This window comes from Micromonospora musae, assembly GCF_003626545.1.
Lineage (GTDB): Bacteria > Actinomycetota > Actinomycetes > Mycobacteriales > Micromonosporaceae > Micromonospora > Micromonospora musae.
In genome coordinates this window covers 636,331-654,669 of sequence record NZ_RAZS01000002.1, presented here as the reverse complement: position 1 = coordinate 654,669, position 18,339 = coordinate 636,331, and the positions used below count along the sequence as shown (strand labels likewise).

General features: G+C 73.5%; 9 protein-coding genes. 2 read left to right on the top strand and 7 right to left on the bottom strand.

Going from position 1 to position 18,339, the window contains the following annotated elements:
• Window positions 1-13: 13 nt before the first annotated feature.
• The 3 genes from D7147_RS07065 to D7147_RS07055 all read right to left on the bottom strand — a co-directional run bounded on the left by D7147_RS07065 (window position 14) and on the right by D7147_RS07055 (window position 3,729).
• Window positions 14-1,078, bottom strand: coding sequence for an ABC transporter permease (locus tag D7147_RS07065; RefSeq protein WP_233562982.1), 1,065 nt, complete (start codon window positions 1,076-1,078; stop codon window positions 14-16).
• Complete coding sequence (locus D7147_RS07060; protein WP_120674801.1) at window positions 1,068-2,129, bottom strand: ABC transporter permease; 1,062 nt, start codon at window positions 2,127-2,129, stop codon at window positions 1,068-1,070. Before D7147_RS07060 ends, D7147_RS07065 begins: the two co-directional genes overlap by 11 nt.
• A gap of 76 nt (window positions 2,130-2,205) precedes the next feature.
• Window positions 2,206-3,729 (bottom strand): sugar ABC transporter ATP-binding protein, encoded by a 1,524-nt coding sequence (locus D7147_RS07055; RefSeq protein ID WP_120674799.1) that lies wholly within the window; start codon window positions 3,727-3,729, stop codon window positions 2,206-2,208.
• 317 nt (window positions 3,730-4,046) lie between these two features.
• On the opposite strand from D7147_RS07055, the gene D7147_RS07050 reads away from it, so the two are divergent.
• Window positions 4,047-5,078 carry a LacI family DNA-binding transcriptional regulator gene (locus D7147_RS07050; protein WP_120674797.1) on the top strand — a complete coding sequence of 344 codons (1,032 nt, stop codon included), beginning with the start codon at window positions 4,047-4,049 and terminating at the stop codon, window positions 5,076-5,078.
• Between the two features lie 153 nt (window positions 5,079-5,231).
• Here D7147_RS07050 and D7147_RS07045 read toward each other — a convergent pair whose 3' ends face one another.
• The 3 genes from D7147_RS07045 to D7147_RS07035 all read right to left on the bottom strand — a co-directional run bounded on the left by D7147_RS07045 (window position 5,232) and on the right by D7147_RS07035 (window position 15,368).
• The gene (locus D7147_RS07045) at window positions 5,232-8,459 is read right to left on the bottom strand and encodes an alpha-L-rhamnosidase (protein WP_233562981.1); all 3,228 of its coding nucleotides are present in this window, start codon (window positions 8,457-8,459) and stop codon (window positions 5,232-5,234) included.
• Window positions 8,460-8,603: 144 nt separating this feature from the next.
• Window positions 8,604-12,452: a family 78 glycoside hydrolase catalytic domain gene (locus tag D7147_RS07040; protein ID WP_199734098.1), complete on the bottom strand. Its 3,849-nt coding sequence runs from the start codon at window positions 12,450-12,452 to the stop codon at window positions 8,604-8,606.
• 114 nt (window positions 12,453-12,566) lie between these two features.
• The gene (locus D7147_RS07035) at window positions 12,567-15,368 is read right to left on the bottom strand and encodes a family 78 glycoside hydrolase catalytic domain (protein ID WP_199734097.1); all 2,802 of its coding nucleotides are present in this window, start codon (window positions 15,366-15,368) and stop codon (window positions 12,567-12,569) included.
• A gap of 196 nt (window positions 15,369-15,564) precedes the next feature.
• Here D7147_RS07035 and D7147_RS07030 point away from each other — a divergent pair, with 196 nt between their 5' ends.
• On the top strand, window positions 15,565-17,157 hold the full coding sequence (locus D7147_RS07030) for a GMC family oxidoreductase (protein WP_120674791.1): 1,593 nt from the start codon (window positions 15,565-15,567) through the stop codon (window positions 17,155-17,157).
• 58 nt (window positions 17,158-17,215) lie between these two features.
• Here D7147_RS07030 and D7147_RS07025 read toward each other — a convergent pair whose 3' ends face one another.
• The gene (locus D7147_RS07025) at window positions 17,216-18,313 is read right to left on the bottom strand and encodes an SRPBCC family protein (RefSeq protein WP_120674789.1); all 1,098 of its coding nucleotides are present in this window, start codon (window positions 18,311-18,313) and stop codon (window positions 17,216-17,218) included.
• Window positions 18,314-18,339 lie beyond the last annotated feature (26 nt).

Sequence of the window (18,339 nt, the reverse complement as noted above, 5' to 3'; positions counted from 1 at the left end):
GGTGGTGGGGGAATCAGGGCGCGACGGGGTTCGCGCGCTGTCGTCGACGGTGCAGCCGCGCACGGAGGTCCGCGACCGCGTTGGGCAGCACGACCGAGGCGATGAGCAGGGCGCCCGTGACGATCGTCAACGCGTTCGCGTCGACGTCGGCGAGCTGCAGCGCGTTGCGCAGGACGCCGAGCAGCAGGACGCCGGCGACCACGCCGAGCAGCGCGCCCCGGCCGCCGAAGATCGAGACGCCGCCGAGCAGCACGGCGGTCACCACGGTGAGTTCGAGCCCGGTCGCGTTGTCACCGCGGGCGCTGGCGTAGCGCAGCGTCCAGAAGACGCCGACCAGGCCGCACACCGCGCCGGAGGCCACGAAGAGCCAGAACTTCGTCCGCGCCACGGAGACCCCGGCGAAGGTGGCCGCCTGGTCGTTGTTGCCCATCGCGTAGAGCGCCCGCCCCGTCGTCGTCGCGTGCAGCACGACGCCGAAGACCAGCGCCAGCAGCAGCACCGGCAGGACGGCGGCGGGGATCGGGGTGCCGGGGATGTTCCGCACCGCGGCGGCGGTCCAGCTCGCCGGGAAGTCGGCCACCGCCTGGTCGCCGAGCACGACGAACGACAGCCCCCGGTAGAGGGCGAGGGTGCCGATGGTCACCGCCAGCGAGGGCAGGCCGAAACCGGTGACGAAGAGGCCGTTGACCGCGCCGAGCACGCCGCCGAGCAGCACCACCAGCACACAGATCAGCTCCAGCGACAGCCCGCTGGAGAGCCAGAGCTGCCCCATCAGGGTGCTGCACAGACCCACCGTGCTCGCCACCGACAGGTCGATCTCGCCGGTGACGACGATCAACGTCATGGGCAGGGCCAGCAGGGCGAGCGGCACCAGGTCCAGCAGCAGGAACTGGACGTTGCGGCCGGTCGCGAAGTTCTGCACCGACACACCGGCCACCAGCACGGCGAGCACCAGCGCCGCCACGACGGCCGCGTCCCAGGAACCGAGCGCGGCACGCAGCCCGGTCAGGCGGCCCGCCGTCTGCTCGGTGTCGGCGCCCGCCGACGGCGGTGCGGCGTACAGGCTGTCATGCGCCACGTGCGCTTCTCCCTCTGAGCCGGGCCGCCGTCCGCAGGGCCAGGAGCCGGTCCAGGCCGATGGCGGCGAGGATGAGCGCGCCGACCACGGCCTGCTGCCAGAACGGGTCGATGCGTAGGACGGCCAGCGAACTGCCGATCGTGGTGAGCAGGACGGCGCCGAGCGCCGCCCCGTACGCGCTGCCGCTGCCGCCGAAGATGGCCACCCCACCGACCACGGCCGCCGCCACGACCTGAAGCTCCAGGCCCGTTCCGGCGGCCGCGTCGAGGGTGCCGAAGCGGGCCGCGTAGAGCACGCCGGCGAGGCCGGCGAGCGCCCCGCTGGCCACGAAGACGGCGAAGACGCGCCGACCGACGGGGATGCCGGAGAGCCGGGCGGCGGCCGGCTCCGAACCGATGGCGTAGAGCTCCCGTCCGCCGCGGTAGGCACGCAGGTAGTAGCCCACCACGGCGACGACGACCACCGCGATCAGGAAGAGCACGGGCACGCCGAGCACCGTCTGGTTGCCCAGGCGCAGGAACGACCGGGGCATGTCGGCGGCGTTGATCTGCCGGCCGGAGGCCCAGTAGTAGTCGATGCCGCGGAACGCGTAGAGGGTGCCGAGCGTGATGACGAGCGCGGGGACCTTCGCCACCGCGATCAGCCCGCCGTTCACCGCCCCGCAGAGAGCCCCGAGCGCCACCCCGAGCAGCAACGCGACCGGCCACGGCAGGCCCGGAGCGGCGAGGAAGAGGGACCCGGTGCAGAAGGCGACCAGACCCAGGATCGAACCGACGGAGAGGTCGACGTTGCGGGTGACGATCACCAGGGTCTGGCCGACCGCGAGGATGACCAGGATCGCGCAGCCCAGCAGCAGGTCCTTGACGCTCTGCCCACTCAGGAAGCGGTCGTTGCGCAGCGTGGTGACTAGGACCAGCGCACCGAGCGCGAGCAGCAGACTCAGCTCGCGTACGGCGAGCAGCCGCTCGGTGAATCCCGGGCGCCGGCGGTCGTCCCCGGACGAGCGCCTACCGGCGAGGTCGTCCGGCGTACCGGTGTCCGTGAGGCTCATGCCGCCGCCTCGCTCCGCTCGGCACCGCCATGAGGCACCACGACACTGCACCGATGATTCGCTCGCTGCCGCTCGCTCATGCCGCCGCTCCTTGGCCGGTGGCGGCGAACATCACCGAGGTCTCGTCCGCCTCGGCCCGGGACAGCTCGCGGACCATCCGTCCCTCGTGCATGACGAGGACCCGGTCGGCCATGCCGAGCACCTCGGGCAGCTCGCTACTGATCATCAGGATGGCCAGCCCTTCGTTCGCCAGCTGGGAGAGGAGCCGGTGGACCTCGGCCTTCGTGCCGACGTCGATGCCGCGGGTGGGCTCGTCGATGATCAGGATCCGCGGCTCGGTGGCGAGCCACTTGGCGAGCACCACCTTCTGCTGGTTGCCGCCGGAGAGGGTCGCCACCGCCGCGCCGAGCCGGGACGTCTTCACCTGCAACCGGCGGGTCCACCGCTGGGCCTCCACCCGCTCGGCTCCCCCGACGAGCAGGCCCAGCCGGCTCAGCGCCCGGCGGCGGGCCAGGGTGGCGTTGCGCTCGACCGACAGCTCCATCACGAGGCCCTGCTGGCGGCGGTCCTCGGGGACCAGCGCCAGGCCGGCGGCGATCGCCCGCCGCGGGCTGCCGGCCGGCAGGGGTTCACCGGCGACGCGTACCTCGCCGGCGTCGTAGCGGTCGACGCCGAAGACGGCGCGGGCGACCTCGCTGCGGCCGGCGCCGACCAGCCCGGCGAGGGCGACGATCTCACCACCCCGGACGGTGAACGACACGTCGGAGAAGACGCCGGCGCGGCCGAGGCCACGGACCTCCAGCAGGGTGTCCCGCAGCGGGGCGTCCTGCTTCGGGTAGAGCGACGAGACGTCGCGACCCACCATCCGGCGCACCACCGCGTCGACGGTGAGGTCGCTGGTGCGGTCGGTGGAGACCCACGCGCCGTCGCGCAGCACCGTGATCCGCTGGCAGAGGTCGAAGACCTCGTCGAAGCGGTGCGAGATGAACAGCACGGTCGCGCCACGCTCGCAGAGCGACCGGGCGACCCCGAAGAGCCGCTCCACCTCGACCCCCGAGAGCGCGGCGGTCGGCTCGTCCATCACCAGGATCCGGGCGTCGAAGGAGAGCGCCTTCGCGATCTCGACGAGTTGCTGGTCCGCGATGGAGAGGCCACGGGCGGGGCGGGTGGGATCGATCCGGACGCCGAGGCGCGCGAAGAGCCGCGCGGCGTCGCGGTTCATCGCGGCGGTGTCGATCCGGCGCAGGCCACGCAGCGGTTGGCGGCCCATGAAGATGTTCTCGGCGACGGAGAGGTCGGGAAAGAGCGTCGGCTCCTGGTAGATGACCGCGATGCCGGCGGCCCGGGCGTCGGCGGGCCCGCGCAGTTCGAGCGGGCGGCCGTCGAGGGCCAGCCGGCCGGCGTCCGGGGCGTGAGCGCCGGCGAGGATCTTCACCAGCGTGGACTTCCCGGCCCCGTTCTCCCCCACCAGGGCGTGCGCCTCGCCGGGGTGCAGCGCCAGGTGCACCCCGCGCAGTGCGGCGACGGCGCCGAAGGACTTCGTCACGCCTTCCAAGACCAGCAGCGGCGCGCGGTCCGCGCCCGGTGAGTCGGGGCTCAATCCGATCCCCTCCTGAATCGTTTCATGCGTCGTGCATGGACGGTAGGGGGAGACATTCGTAAGCGTCAAGACTTCGATGCCATTTCGTTCCCGCCGTCGACCGGCCCCGAGGCCGTCGCCCTGCTCCGTCCGGAGTGAACGGCGAACAGCTCCGCCACCAGCCGGGTCAACTGGATGAAACGTTTTAGCCGCTATAGACTCCCCGACGATCGCCCGGCGGGGCCGCCCCGCGCGGCTGCCGGGGCACGAACCGGGGATCAGCGCGCCGCGGCCCGCACGGTCGCCGGACCCATCACGTACGGATCGTCGAGGTAGCGATGGCAGGGGCAAGCATCAAGGAGGTGGCCCGGCACGCCGGGGTGTCCCTCGGCACGGTGAGCAACGTGCTCAACCGGCCCGACATGGTCTCCCCCACCACCCGGCAGCGGGTTCTCGACGCCATCGCCGAACTCGGCTACGTCCGCAACGACTCCGCCCGCCAGCTCCGCGCGGGCCAGAGCCGCACGATCGCCATCGTCGTGCTGGACGTGGCCAACCCCTTCTTCACCGACATGGTCCGCGGGGCCGAGCAGGTCGTCGAGGAGACCGGCGCCATGCTCATCGTCTGCAACAGCGGTGAGGACAGCGCCCGCGAGCGCCGCCACCTCGAACTGCTGGAGGAGCAACGCGTCCGCGGTGTGCTCATCACCCCCGTCGGCGACGGCCCCCAACCCCACCTGGAGAAGCTCATCGACCGGGACATCCCCGTCGTGCTCGTCGATCGCGGCACCGGCCGGGCCAGCCGCTGCTCGGTGGCGGTCGACGACGTCCTCGGCGGTCGGCTCGCCATGGACCACCTGCTCGACCAGGGGCACCGGCGCATCGCCTACGTCGGCGGACCGCTCTCCATCGCCCAGGTCGCGGAGCGGCACGCCGGCGCGGCCGCCGCGCTGGAGGACCGGGGCGCGGGCGCCGAACTGCGCGTCGCCGCCACCACCAGCCTGACCGTCGCCGCCGGGCGGCGGGCCGCCCAGGACCTGCTCGCCCTGCCCGCCCGGCAACGGCCCACCGCCGTCTTCTGCGCCAACGACCTCCTCGCCCTCGGCGTGCTCCAGGAACTCACCGCGCGCGGTCTGCGGGTGCCCGCCGACATCGCGATCGTCGGCTACGACGACATCGAGTTCGCCGCCGCGGCCGCCGTGCCGCTGTCGTCCGTCCGCCAACCCCGCGAGCAGCTCGGACGCACCGCGGCGGAGCTGCTCCTTGAAGAGGCCGAGCACGGCGTGGCCCACCAGCACCGGCACGTCGTCTTCCAACCCGAGCTCGTCGTCCGCCGCTCCAGCGACCAGGTCCGGCGGGCCCGGCGGTGACGAGCCCGACGCATTCATCGCCGAGGCGGGGACGTGACCCGAGGGAGCGGGCCGGATCTCGTTGATCAGCCGGAGTGGCCCGGACACCGCTTGCGAAGAACGGATCGGGCCGGGCCCGGCGTCCGGCTGTGGACGCCGCACCCGGCCCGCCGTCTATCGCGTGACGGCCGTGAAGGTGTACGACCCGGACCCGACGCGATAGACGGCATCGTCATCGTCGATCCGTACGAACTCGGCCCGCTCCGGCTTCGCGACCACCTGTCCGCCGTTCAGCGGCACCCGGACCTCCGCCGTGGTGTTGGTGGGCACGGTGACCGCGAGCCGGAACCGGCCGTCGGTCCTGGACCACTCGGAACGGGCCAGTCCGGCCGGCGTCCGGTAGCTGCCCTTGACGAAGCTCAGGTCGCCGACAACCTTCGGCTGGATGACCAGCTCCCGGTAGGCGACGCTACCGTCCGCCGCCCGGATTCCTGCGAGCCCGCTGTGGAACCACTCCTCGATCTGGGCGAGGATCATGTGGTTCTTGGAGTCGCCCCGGTTCCACCGCTCCCCGATGGTGGTCATGCCGCCGGGGTTCGCGGTGGTGGACGCCATGAAGTAGCCGTAGCTGGGCTGCTCGTCCTCCTGCAACAGGTCCCACAGCACGTCGTCGCGGCCACCGGCGGCGAGGGCGCGGACGGTGGGGGCCATGCCGATGGTGCCGCCGCTGAAGTGTGGGCCGTCGCCTTCGGGGTGGAACGCGTAGACCAACTCGACGAGAGCGTCCAGGACGGCGTCGCGTTCCCCGTCGGGAACGAGCCCGCCGTCCAACGCCAGTGCCTGGGCCGTCTGCGTGGCACCCGTGGCGCCACCGTTGCCGTCGGCGGTGTAGCGGCGCAGCTGGGTGTTGTAGAAGTGCGCGTTGAACGCCGTCCTGATGTCGGCGGCCAGGGTGCGGTACTTCTCGGCGTCTGCCTGGTGACCGGTCAGCTCCGCCATCATGGCCAGCTTGCTGATCATCACGTGGTAGCCCCAGGTGCCGGTGATCCGGCCGGAGGTCTGGTCGGCCGACACCCAGTCGGCGAGAGCAGCGTCGACGATGTGCGCGTCGGCGCCGGTGCCGACCTTCTCCCGCTGGATGTAGTCGGCGAAGTCGACCATCCGGTCGTAGTAGCGGGCCATGGTCTGGGTGTCGCCGTAGAGCTCGTAGAGCATCGCCGGCACGAGGATGATCGCGTTACCCCAGTTGATCTCGTCACCGAAGCGGCCGCTGTAGCCCCAGTCGTAGACGGGGGTCTTCAGGGCCACGTTGCCGAACATCGGCGTGCCGGCTACGGACTGCCCCTCCACCAGGTGGTGCATGGTCGTGCGCAGGTACGCCGCAAGCTGCTCGTTGCGGTGGATGGCGCCCATGGGCATGGTGTAGTCCGCCGGGTACGAAAGCTTCTCCCGGCCGGGACAGTCGGTGAAGACCGACATGATGTTGCTCATGAAGGAGTACCGGGACATCGTGTGGATGCGGTTGACCCGCGCGTTGGAAGTGGTCACCTCACCGGCCGTGGGGGTGGCGGCCTGCACGCGCAGGCCACGGATCGTGTCCGTCGTGGGGACGTACCCTTCCGGCAGGCCGGTGACCTGAACCCACTGCATCCCGAAGTAGTTGAAGTCCGGGTGCCAGGTCTCGCCGCCGGGGAGCCCGGCGGTCGTGTAGGTGTTGAACAGGTCCCGGCCGCGGCTGCCACCACCCCCCATCAGCGAGGCCTGGTCGACTGTGCCGTCGGCGGCGAGCGACTCGGCGGGTGACATGCGGACGGTCGCGCCCGCGGGCACCCCGCCGGGCAGGCGCAGCTCCGGCCACCCGACGATGTTCTGCCCGAAGTCGAAGACCCAGGTGCCCGGCGCGGGGTTGGTCACGGAGACCGGGGTGAACGTCTCGACGACCTTGACCGGCTCGGCCGCGCGGGCGACGAGCTTCGTGGCCAGGTTGGGCGGCGGGGCGATGCCGGCGTTGGTCCAACCGGTGGCCGTGCCGTCGCGGCGCTTCGCGGTGGCGGACAGGTCAGCGCCGGGGCTGTCCCAGCCGGGCTGTTCGCGGCGGGCGTCGTAGTCCGCGCCGGAGTACCACGCGTCGGTGACGAGCGGTCCCAGCGCGGTGCGCCAACTGCGGTCGGAGACGATGACGTCGCCGGGTCCGCTCGCGTACGAGATCTCGAGCCGGGCGATCAGACGTGGGGTGACGGCAGCGCCGGCGCTCGCGTCGCTCGCGGCGATGTTGTTACCGGACCCGGTGACCAGCGCCCCGGCGGTGTGCGGTCCGGCCAGTGCCGGCGTGAACGTGATGCCGGTGCCGTCGGCGCCGGCGGTGCCGATCGTGGTGATGGTGCGGGACTCGAGGCGGTCGCCGCCGTCGCCGGTGTCGATGTTGATGCTGCCCCCGACGTGGTAGTTCGTCACGTCGGTGAGCTTGACCGTCGTGGCGCCGGCCGCGGCGTCCGCGCCCAGGGCACCGCTGCCCTTGAGCTGGCTCTGCCACCAGGAGTACGGCGCGGTACGGCCGACGGCCGGGTTGGTGACGCTGCGGCGCACGTACGCCGGGCCGTTGCCGAGCTGCACCCCGAGGGTGTTGCCGCCGGTACGCAACTCCTTCGTGACGTCGTAGGTGCGGTACTCGCTGGAGAGCTGGTAGTTCGAGTTGCCGGGGGCGAGCACCTCGTCGGTGAGAGTCCGGCCGTTGAGGGTCGGCTTGTGCAGCCCGACGCCGGAGAGGTACAGGCGGGCTGAGCTGACCCGCTTGCGGCGATCGATCGAGAACTGGCGGGCGAAGATCGGCATGGCCTGGTTCTCCGTGCGGCCCGGGTACTCGATCCAGCGGGCCGGTGCCCAGTCGCTCTGCAGCAGCAGACCCATTTCCCAGGAGGACGTCCCGCTCCAGTCCGAGGCACGCTTGTCGGCGTCCCAGACGCGTACCCGCCACACGACCCGCTCGCCGGAGGCGAGGGGTGCGCCCGCATAGCGGACGCCCGACTGCACGCCGGATGCGACCCTGCCCGAGTCCCAGATCAGCCGCCCGCGCCTGAGGTCCGACTCGTCGGCCGCCGCCTGGATCTGATAGGCGGTCTGCCGATCGCCCGGGCACGCCTGACGCGCTCGGGGCCGGTGACACGGGTGCGCTGCGGCCTGGTGGGTCTCGCTGATCTGCCAACCGAGCGTCGGAGCCGTGTTGTCGATGCCCAGCGGTTCGTCGTACCTGCCGTCGACCTGCAGATCGACGACCCGGACGTTGGGGGCGCTGCCGCCGCGACCGGCAGCAGCCGGTCCAGCGGTCAATGCCTGCGACGCGAGCACGATCAGGCAGAGGCCCGCCCCCATGAGTGCGCGCTTGCGGTGGTTCACTCTCGACACTGGTGCCCTCCTTCCCGTCGGCGCCCAGGCGCCGGCGTTGGCGTCTCGCCCTGGAAGACTCGCGACAGCATCCGGGCTCCGGATGACGCGAATCCTCTGATCACCGGGGTTGGCCAGGGCCGGGCGGCCCGGCCGATGCTGCCGTCAGGCGGTCGGCGCCGAGCTGCTGACGAAGCGCCAGCTGCCCGAGCCCACCGTGTGCACCAGGTAGCCGGACTCCATCCGCCGGGCCGCCACCAGCCCACCGGGCGACGCCTCGACGTCGCCGGCCCGCGCGGTGGGCACGTGGACCTCGGCGGTGGCCCCCACCGGCACCTGCACGGTCAACTCGAACCGGCCGCCGTGCCGCCGCCAGGCGGCGCAGGCCCGGCCGCGTACGGTCCGCACCGCCACCGACGCCGAGGAGAGCTCGGCCCGCGCGTCGGGCCGGACGACGAACCGGGCCCAGCCGTCGGCGACCGGCCGCAGACCAGCGACGTGCTCGTAGAGCCACTGCACCACCGTGCCGTGGAAGTAGTGCTGGCGGGAGCGGGTCGACGTCGGCCACATCTCCCACATCGTGTCCGCGCCGTTCTCCACCCAGTAGCCCCAGCTCGGGTACGTGCGCTGCAACGCCACCCGGGCCGCCACGTCGGCGTGGCCGTGCGCAGTCAACACCGGCAACAGGACGCTGGTGCCGAGGCAGCCGGTGTTCAGGTGCCAGCCCCGGTCGCGGACGTCGGCCACCAGGTTCTCCACCACCGCCTGCACCAGGTCGTCCGGCACCAGACCGAACGCCAACGGCACGGCGTTCGACGTCTGCCGGTACCCCGGATCGCGGTCGGTGCGGTACAGCCCACGCGCCCGGTCCAGGAAGGTCTCGTTGAGCCGGTCCCGCAGGCCAGCGGCCGCCACGCGGAACCGGGCGGCCTGCGCGTCCTGCCCGATCAGCTCACCCAGCTCGGCGGTCGCCAGCAGCGCCCGGTGCAGGTACGCCGTGGCGGTCAGCCGGGTGTCCTCGGGCGGGTTTCCGCCGGTGCCCGGTGACAGGTAGTCCCCGAGAGCCGTCACCGCCAGCCCGTCGGCGAGCCGGCCCAGCTCCCACTCCAGGTAGTCGGTCACCGCCGGCCAGTGCTGCCGCGGCAGCCGGTCGTCGCCGTACCAGCGGTGCATCTCGCGCAGCAGGTACGGGTAGACGGTGGTCCACTCCGGGGCCGGCGCCAACTCCTGGTATCCCCAGCCGCCGCTGGGCACGATCACCGGCACCTGACCGGAGGCGACCTGGGCGTCCCGCAGGTCCCCGAGCCACTTCGTGAAGAACCGCGACAGGTCGAGCTGACCGGCCATCGTGGGGGCGGCGACCTGGGCGTCCCCGGTCCAGCCGTTCTTCTCGTACATCGGGGTGTCGGTGGGGATGCCGTGCAGGTTGTTGCGCACCGTACGGCGCATCATCCGCTCGAACTGCTCGAACAGCGGTTCGCTGCACCGGAACTCACCCACGTCGCGGACGTCGGAGTGCACCACGCGCATGGTCACCGTGCCGGTGCGGGCGGCCCCCGGCAGCCCGTCGAGCTGGACGAAGCGGAACCCCTTGTACGAGAAGCGCGGCTCCCACACCTCCTCGCCGCCGCCCCGGGCCACGTACTCGTCCACCTGGAACCGGCCGCCCTGCACGTGCCCGGTGGACGCCTCCACCGTTCCGTCGTCGCGCAGCTTCTCGCCGTACTGGAGGCGGACGACGGTGCCCGACGGGGCGGTCACCCGCAGCCGCACCCAGCCGGCGGTCGTCCGGCCGAAGTCCGCCACCCAGACGCCCGCGCGCGGGGAGGTGAGCCGGGCCGGGGCGACGGACTCGACGACCCGAACGGGCTCGTGCTCCTGCGCCCGCAGCGTGCCGGCGGGGGCCTCCAGCACGCTCGCCCGAGCCCAGTCGGCGTCGTCGTACCGCGCCGTCGACCAGCCCGGACGTTCCCGGCGGGCGTCGTAGCTCTCCCCCGCGAAGAGCGAGTTCGAGACGGTGGGGCCGGTGGTGACGCGCCAGCCGTCGTCGCTGACCACCTCGGTACGCGACCCGTCGGGGTGCTCGACGACGAGACGGGCGAGCAGCCGCGGCTCACCGTGCCACGGCGGCTGGTGCCAGCGCCACACGTTGCGCGTGGTCATGCCGTAGAAGCCGCGGCCCAGCTCCGCGCCGAGCGCGTTGCGCCCCTTCACCAGCAGCCCCGTGACGTCGTGCGTCACGTACAGGACGGTGTCGTCGTAGTCGGTGAAGCCCGGGTCCAGCACGGCAGTTCCGACCGGCTCGCCGTTGAGGTGCAGCACCTGGTAGGCGAGGCCGGTCGCGTAGAGCCGGGCCCGGGTCACCGGCTTGTCGATCCGGAACGCGCGCCGCAGCAGCGGCGCGGGGCGCTCCTCCACCGGGGGCTCGATGCCGCTGCCCCACGGCCCCTGACCGTACGGCGCGAGGACCACCACCGGCGCCCAGGCCGAGTCGTCGTGGCCCGGCTGCTCCCAGCCGGGCTCGTCCCCGCCGGCCGTCCGCCAGCCGGCGCCCGAGACGAGCACCAGCTCGCCGCCGTCCGCGGTCCGTACGACGAGTTTGGCGATGAGGCCACCGGGGTTGACCGACGCGCCGCCACGGTTGGTGGCGATCGCGGCCAGCACCAGCTCACCGCCGACGGCCGCCCGGGCCAGCTCGGTGACGTCCGCGACCCGGGCGGTACGCCAGCCGTCGGTCTGCTGCGGCGCGGAGAGGACGAGCCGGCCGGAGAGGTGGGCGGTGAAGTCGTCGTCGGCGCTCATGATCAGCCGGGCGGAGCTGACCTCGGTCGCCTGCGGCAGGGCCAGCCGACCCCGGAACCAGCGCGGCCCGACGGGCGCGTTGCCGGTCGTCGCGCCCGGACCCCACACCCAGGCCGCGCCGGCCAGGTCGAGGGCGTTCGGCTGCGGGACCTGCACCTGGCTGCCCCACGGCCCCTGGCCGTACGGGGCGAGCACCGCCACCGCCGCCCAGCCGGTGTCGTCGTGCCCGGGCTCCGGCCAGCCGGCCCGCTCGGTGTCGGAGCTGCGCCAGGAGCCGTCGCTCACCAGCACCAGCCGCTCGCCGGTGGTGGCGGTGACGACCAGCTTGGCGATCAGTCCGCCGGGGTTCACCGACGGGCCGGGGCGGTTGGTGGCGACCACGGCGAGGGTGAGGGGACCGTCGGCGGCGCGGGCGAGTGCGGTGACGTCGGCGGCCCTGGCGTTCTTCCAGCCGTCGGTCTGCGGCGGGGCGTGCAGCACCTGCCGCCCGTCGAGGTACGCCGTGAAGTCGTCGTCGGCGGTCACCACGAGCTGCGCGACCGCGATGTCGGTGCCGTCGGGGAGCGGGAGCCGGCCCCGGAACCAGCGAACACCGGCCGGGGCGTTCCCGGCGGTGGCGTCCGGCGACCAGATCCACGCGGCGTCGGCCAGGTCGAGCGGTTCGCTCGCGTGGTCGGGCTCGGCGCCGATCCACCGGGCCGCTCCGAAGCCCTCGTCGCGCAGGCCGGTCTCGAACCAGGTCGGGGTGCTCCAGCGCGTCGCGCGACCGGCCCGGTCCCAGAGCCGTAGCCGCCAGTGGTAGCGGGTGCGCGGGTCCAGCTCAGGGCCGTCGTACGCCACGCCCACCGAACGCGCCGAGGAGACCCGACCGGAGTTCCAGACGTCGGCGGACTCGGGGGTCAGCCGGTCCGGGCGGCTGGCCACCAGCACCTGGTACGCGCTCTGTCCGGCGTTGTGCCCCGGCGCGGTGGCGGTCCAGGAGAATCGGGGCGCACCGACGTCCGTGCCGAGTGGACGGTCGGCGTACTCGGTGCGCAGGTCGTCGACCGCCAGCGGCCCGGCCCCGGCGCCGGGCGGCGGGGCGGCCGACGCGGGCTCGGTCGCGGCGGCCCCGAGCGCCACGGCTCCGGCGCCGGCGACGCCCCACCCCATCAGGGATCGGCGGCTGAGCTCCGATCCCGGTGTCGGGGCCGGTCGTGGTGTCTGCGCCATCGGGTCTCCTCCTGGCTGCGGTGGCGGTGATGGTCAGGGCTGCGCTCCGGCCGGCAGCGGTGCGCGGACCAGACGTCGGCGACGGACGGACCGCCGCCGGCCCCGGCCGGCGGGTCAGCGGGGTCGGGTACCCGTCGGGCGGAAGCTGGCGCGACCCGAGCCCACCTCGAACACGGCGCGACCGTTCTCGATCCCGACGTAGGTGGCCCTGCTCGGTCCGACCGACCGGTAGCCCTTGCCGTCCGTGATCGGCAGGGCGACCCGGGCGGTCACGTTGACCGGCACGTCCAGGTCGACGTGCAGCCCGGAGCCGGTACGCCGCCAGTCGAGCCGCACCGGCCCCCGCTGGGTGGGTACGACGCCGGAGGCGCGGTCCAGCCCCACGGCGGGCGGCACGACGTCGATCCGGGCGGCGCCGGGGGCGGCGGTACGGACACCGAGCAGGGTCTCCTGCACGTCGACGACGGCCTGGGCGCCCCAGCCGTGCGACTGGCTGAAGTTGCTGCCGGGGTCGAGGGTCCACGCCTCCCAGGTGAACGTGCCGCCCTGGGCGAGGATGTCGGCCCAGCCGAGGTCGTCGGCGTTGGTCAGCAGACGCAGCACCGCGTCCGGACGTTCGGCGTCGGCCAGCGCCCGCAGCAGCCAGTGCGCGGTCATCGGCCCCTGCTTCATGCCCATCGACGCGAGGTGCCCGGCGAGCGCCGGCAGATCGGCCCGCGGGGCGACCCCGTGCGCCACCGCGTACGAGGTGGAGTGTTGACCGGCGTGGGCGCTGGGCTCGCCGGTGGCCGACAGCCCGTCGACGTAGACGCCATCGGGGCGGCGCAGCTTCGCGTTGATCGCCTCGCTGAGGGCGGCGGCGTGCCCGTCGTAGGCGGCCGTCTCGGCGGCGGGCCGCCCGAGCGCGCGGGCCGCCTCGGCGACGGTGCGCAGCACGTCGACACCCTGGGCGTTGATGGTGGTCCGGGCGGCGGCGCTCATGTCGTACCCGAAGCGGCCGGGCTCGGGCCAGTCCACGATGCCGAAGCGGTACGCGCCGCTGCCGCCGGCCAGTTCGGTGACGAGGCCGGCGGTGGGACCGGTGGCCGGGATGTGGCGCAGCACGTAGTCGGCGGTGTCCCGGATGGCCGGGTACGCCTCGGCGAGCAGGCCCCGGTCGCCGGTCTCCAGCCAGTAGCGCCACACCCAGTCGACGAACATCAGCGAGTAGTCGGGGATGTCCCGCTTGCCGTCGCCGTTGGGGTAGACGGCGTTGTAGCGGCCCCGGTCGTCGCCGGTGTTCCAGTAGCGGGTGGCCGAGCGGAGGAACTCCCGGATGGCCTGCTGGGTGGCGTCGCGCTCGCCGAACGCGCCCATGGTGGCGTAGGAGATGTTCGCCGCGTCGCCCAGGAACTGCCCCTTCTCGCGGGTGGGGGTGTCGACGAACGCCTCCTGGACGGAGTAGAGCGCGGAGCGCGTCATCATCTCCCACACCGCGTCGAGGGTGGGATCCGAGCTGGCGAAGGTGGCCTTCCCGCCGTGCGGCACGTCGTTGTGCACCACGACGGCGGAGACGTCCTGCCGCGCGATCTGCTCGCCGGCGTCGGGGATCTCCAGGTAGCGGAAGCCGAGGTGGGTGAAGGCGCGGAACTCCTGCGCGCCGTCGGTCTGCAGGTACGGGAAGCTCATGTCGGTGCCCTGCGAGAGCAGGGTGGAGGTGGCGACCCGACCGGTCTCGGTGAGGGTGTACCCGGCCCGGATGGGGACCGTGTGCCCGGCCACGCCGGCGTGGAACCGTACCTCGGGGCGAGCGGGGATCACCACGCCGAAGTCGGCGACGACGGTGCCGTCGGCGGCGGTACGCAGCGCGACCGGCGTGACCCGCCGCTCGGTCAGCCGGGTCTCCTGCGCGATGAGGTGCGGTGCCGACGCGGTGGGGTGCGCGCCGATGACCTCGGCGGCCGCGAACGGGGCGACGTCGTCGTCGAAACCGGGCCGGTTCCAGCCGGTCACCTCGGCCCGGGCGTCCTGCCGTTCGACCCGGTCGCCCTCGCCGTTGCGCCGTTCGGCGCCGGCCACGAACCGGGTGTCCCGGGCCACCCGCCACGACCCGTCGGTGCCGAACACCTCCCGGGTGCCGTCGGCGTGCTCGACGACCAGCTTCAGCAGCGCGCCGCGCGAACCGGCCGGGCGTCCCTGGCCGCTGCCGTACCAGTGGTACCGCAGCCCGATGGCGAGTGGCTTGCCGGCGGTGACCAGGCGCGTGACGTCGGCGACCTGGTAGTAGTCCTCGCCGGCGTACCCGAAGGAGGTGCCGCGGTCGGCGCGGACGCCGTTGAGGTAGAGCTCGTAGGTGTGGTCGGCCGAGGTGTAGGCGCGGGCCCGGACGACGCGGCCGGCGGCGGGCCGGACCTCGGTGCGGGCGAGGGTGTAGTCGTCGGCCTCGGTGGTGGCGCGGCGGATCCAGGCGGCGCCCTCCCACTGGCTGTCGGAGATGCCGGTCTCGAAGGCCCCGGTGGCGGCCGGTGACTGCCGGCCGGTGCGGTCCCAGGTGCGCACGGTCCACCGGTAGGCGGCCGCGGCGCGCAGCGGCGGGCCGGTGTAGGGCACGTAGGACTGCTGGTCGGAGGCGACCTTGCCGGAGTCCCAGACGCGCGTGCCGCCGCTGGTGGTGACGGTGATCCGGTAGGCGGTCTGTGCTTCGCCGGGGTCGACGTCGCGGGGCAGCCAGCCGAACCAGGGGGTGCCTTCGACGTCGAGTGGGTGGGCGCGGTCGTCGACCGTGAGGGCGGTCGGCGCGGCCGGCGCGTGTCCCCGGGCGGCGAACGCGGGCGGGGCCCCGGCCAGGACGGTGGCGACGACGGTCGCGGCTGCCGCGACGACGATCGCGCGGCGTCTGCCGGACAGCGGCCGGTGGTCGATGGTCCGAGGGGTCACGCCTGCCTCCTCCACCCTATGAATCGTTTCAGGCAGGCTACGTGCTCGTCAGAGCCGTGTGAAGGTGTCCTTCGTGGCCGGATCCGGCCACGAAGGAGATCGATGGGCGTGCTCCGCGAACGTGACGCCCCTTCCCGTTGCGTGATCAAGGGCCTACGGTAGGTCCCGGCGGTGCCGGCGAGACGGGGAGAACCTCGTGGAGAAGTACGACTACATCGTGGTCGGTGCGGGCGCGGCCGGTTGCGTGCTGGCCAACCGGTTGACCGAGGACCCGGGCACGACGGTCCTGCTGATCGAGGCGGGCGGGTGGGACCGCAGCCCCTACGTCCGCATCCCCAAGGGGTTCAGCCGGCTGATGGACGACCGGCGCACCGCCTGGCACTACCCCGCCGAGGCCGCGCCGGGACAGCGGGAGATCTGGCAGCGGGGCCGCATCATCGGCGGCTCCAGCGCCATCAACGGCATGGTCTACGGGCGCGGGGACCGGCTCGACTACGACGAGCTGGAGCGCCGCGGCAATCCCGGCTGGGGCTGGGACGCGATGCTGCCGGTCTTCAAGCGGCTGGAGGACAATCCGCTCGGCGCCTCCGAGGTCCGCGGCGCAGGCGGGCCGCTGCGCCTCTCCACCGCCACGGCCACCGACGAGCTCTGCGAGGAGATCATCGCCAGCGGCGAGGAGCTGGGCTGGCGGCGCGTCAACGACCTGAACGCCGACGACGACGAGCGGATCGGCTACGTCACGGCGACCATCCGCGACGGTCGGCGGATCAGCGCCGCCGCGGCGTTCCTGCACCCGGTACGCGACCGCCCCAACCTCACCGTCGCCGTGCAGACGGTGGTGCTCCGGCTGCTGATCCACGACGGGCGGGCTCTCGGCGTACGCACCGAGCGGCAGGGCCAGGTCGTCGACTGCTACGCCGCGGCCGAGGTGATCCTCGCCGCCGGTGCGCTCGCCTCACCGCAGCTGCTCCAGGTCTCCGGCATCGGCCCGGCCGACACGCTGCGCGCGGCGGGTGTCCCCGTGCTGCTCGACCGTCCCCGGGTGGGTGCCGGGATGCGGGAGCACCGGTCGGCGCCGCTGCAGTTCCGGCTCGCCGCCCCGGGGGGCTACAACGCCGCGCTCAGCAGCGGAACCGGCCAGGCGGTCGCCGCGCTGCGCTACCTCTTCACCCGTCGCGGGCCGCTCGCCCTCCCGGTCTCCGACGTCGGGGCGTACATCCGCTCCGGCCCGCAGGTGGACCGTCCGGACGCGCAGGTGCTGCTCGCGCCCTTCTCACCGGCGCCGCGGCGGCCCGGTAGGGCGCTGGAGCTGGAGCGCGAGCCGGGGCTGATGGGCCTGGTCACGGTGACCCGACCGGAGAGCGAGGGCAGCCTCGCCATCACCTCCGCCGACCCGGGCACCGCCCCGCGCATCGTGGCGAACTACTACCGCCACCCGTACGACCGGCAGGTGGCGGTGGGCGCCTTCCGGCGGTTGCGGGAGCTCTTCGCCACCAACCCGATCGCCAAGCGCGTCTCGGCGGAGACCCTGCCCGGCCCGACCGTCCAGGACGACGACGAGATCGTCCGGGCGGCGCTGGAGCACGGCTACTGCGGCTACCACGCGGTGGGCACCTGCGCCATGGGCCCGCACGACGACTCGGTGGTCGATGCGCAGCTGCGGGTACGCGGCGTGGAGCGGCTGCGCGTCGTCGACGCCTCGGTGCTGCCGGTGCTGGTCTCCGGCTACCTCAACGCCCCGGTGATGGCCCTGGCCTGGCGGGCCGCCGACCTGATCCGGGCCCGCTGAACACCCGCAGGGCCTTCGTCGATCGGCAGCTCGGCAACGCCTGGAGGATCCGGGCGGGTCAGAGCCCCTCGCAGGGCCTGCCGTCGATCGCGCAGCTCGCGGGCCCCTTGGCGAACGCCGCCGAGTCGCGTACGTCGAACCGAATCGTCTGCGACTGCCCGGCCGCCAGCGGCGGCCCGGTGAAGGTGACGGTCCGCCCCTCCTGCCGCCACTCGGCGCCGTTGACCTTGCCGACCTCGCTGTCGTCGTCGAACGTCACGACGACCGTCCACTCCGCTCCCGCCACGTCGCCCGGGTTGCTGACCGCCACCTCGCCCGTGTAACCGAGCAGGCGGCTGTTGACGTTCGAGTAGCGCGCCGTCATGACCGGGTCGGGCGACTGCTGCTGCGGCGGCGCGGAGCTGGGCGTCCGGGACGGCTTCCCGGTGGGCGTACGGCTCGGCCGCTGGCTCGCGCTCGCCGTCCGGTCGGGCCGGGCGGACGAGGCGCTCGGGGCGGGACGGCTCGAGGTCGCCGCCGATCCGGTGACCGTCGCCGTCGGCGTGGCAGCGGGGTGCGCGCCGGTCTGCTCCGGTGGCTCCGAGCGCAGCGCCCAGACCGCCGCGCCGCCGGCCAGGAGCACACCGACTCCGGCGGCGAGGAGCACCACGCCCCGTCGGCCGCGCGAGCGTGCCGCACCCGCCCACTCCAGCACCGGCAGCTCGGTCGTCATCCCGGCCACCCCGCGTCGCAGGTCGACCTGCTGGAAGGCGAACCAGTCGAGGATCGCGGGCAGCCGGTTGGCCAGCGCCTGCTGGTAACTCTGCTCCCGGGCGGCGCGCAGCGCCGGGCTCCACTCCCCGTCCTGGAGGGTCTCCCGCAGCGACAGCCGGCAGCCCTCGGCCGTGGCGGTGAGCGTGCAGGTGAGCAGGCTCCGCCGGCCGGCCTCCAGGCATCGCATGGTGACCAGCTCCGCCGCCCGCTGCTCGACCACCTCGGCCCCGACGGCGTCGTCGAAGCCGGGCAGGCCCGCCGTGGCGAAGAGCAACCGGCCCGGCTCGTCGACGGCCACCGTCGTCTCGGCGAACCACCGGCCGAGCAGCTCCCGGTCGGTCAATGCGTGCCAGACCCGGTCTGCGGGGTGGAACAGGTCGACCTGCGCACTGATCTCGATCACGGCGAGACTCTACGGTCCAGGGTGGT

What these genes read in the sequence shown, in the direction of transcription:
- D7147_RS07060 (WP_120674801.1), bottom strand. Translation starts at nt 2,129, where the DNA reads ATGAGCCTCACGGACACCGGTACGCCGGACGACCTCGCCGGTAGGCGC.
- D7147_RS07050 (WP_120674797.1), top strand. Translation starts at nt 4,047, where the DNA reads ATGGCAGGGGCAAGCATCAAGGAGGTGGCCCGGCACGCCGGGGTGTCC.
- D7147_RS07040 (WP_199734098.1), bottom strand. Translation starts at nt 12,452, where the DNA reads ATGGCGCAGACACCACGACCGGCCCCGACACCGGGATCGGAGCTCAGC.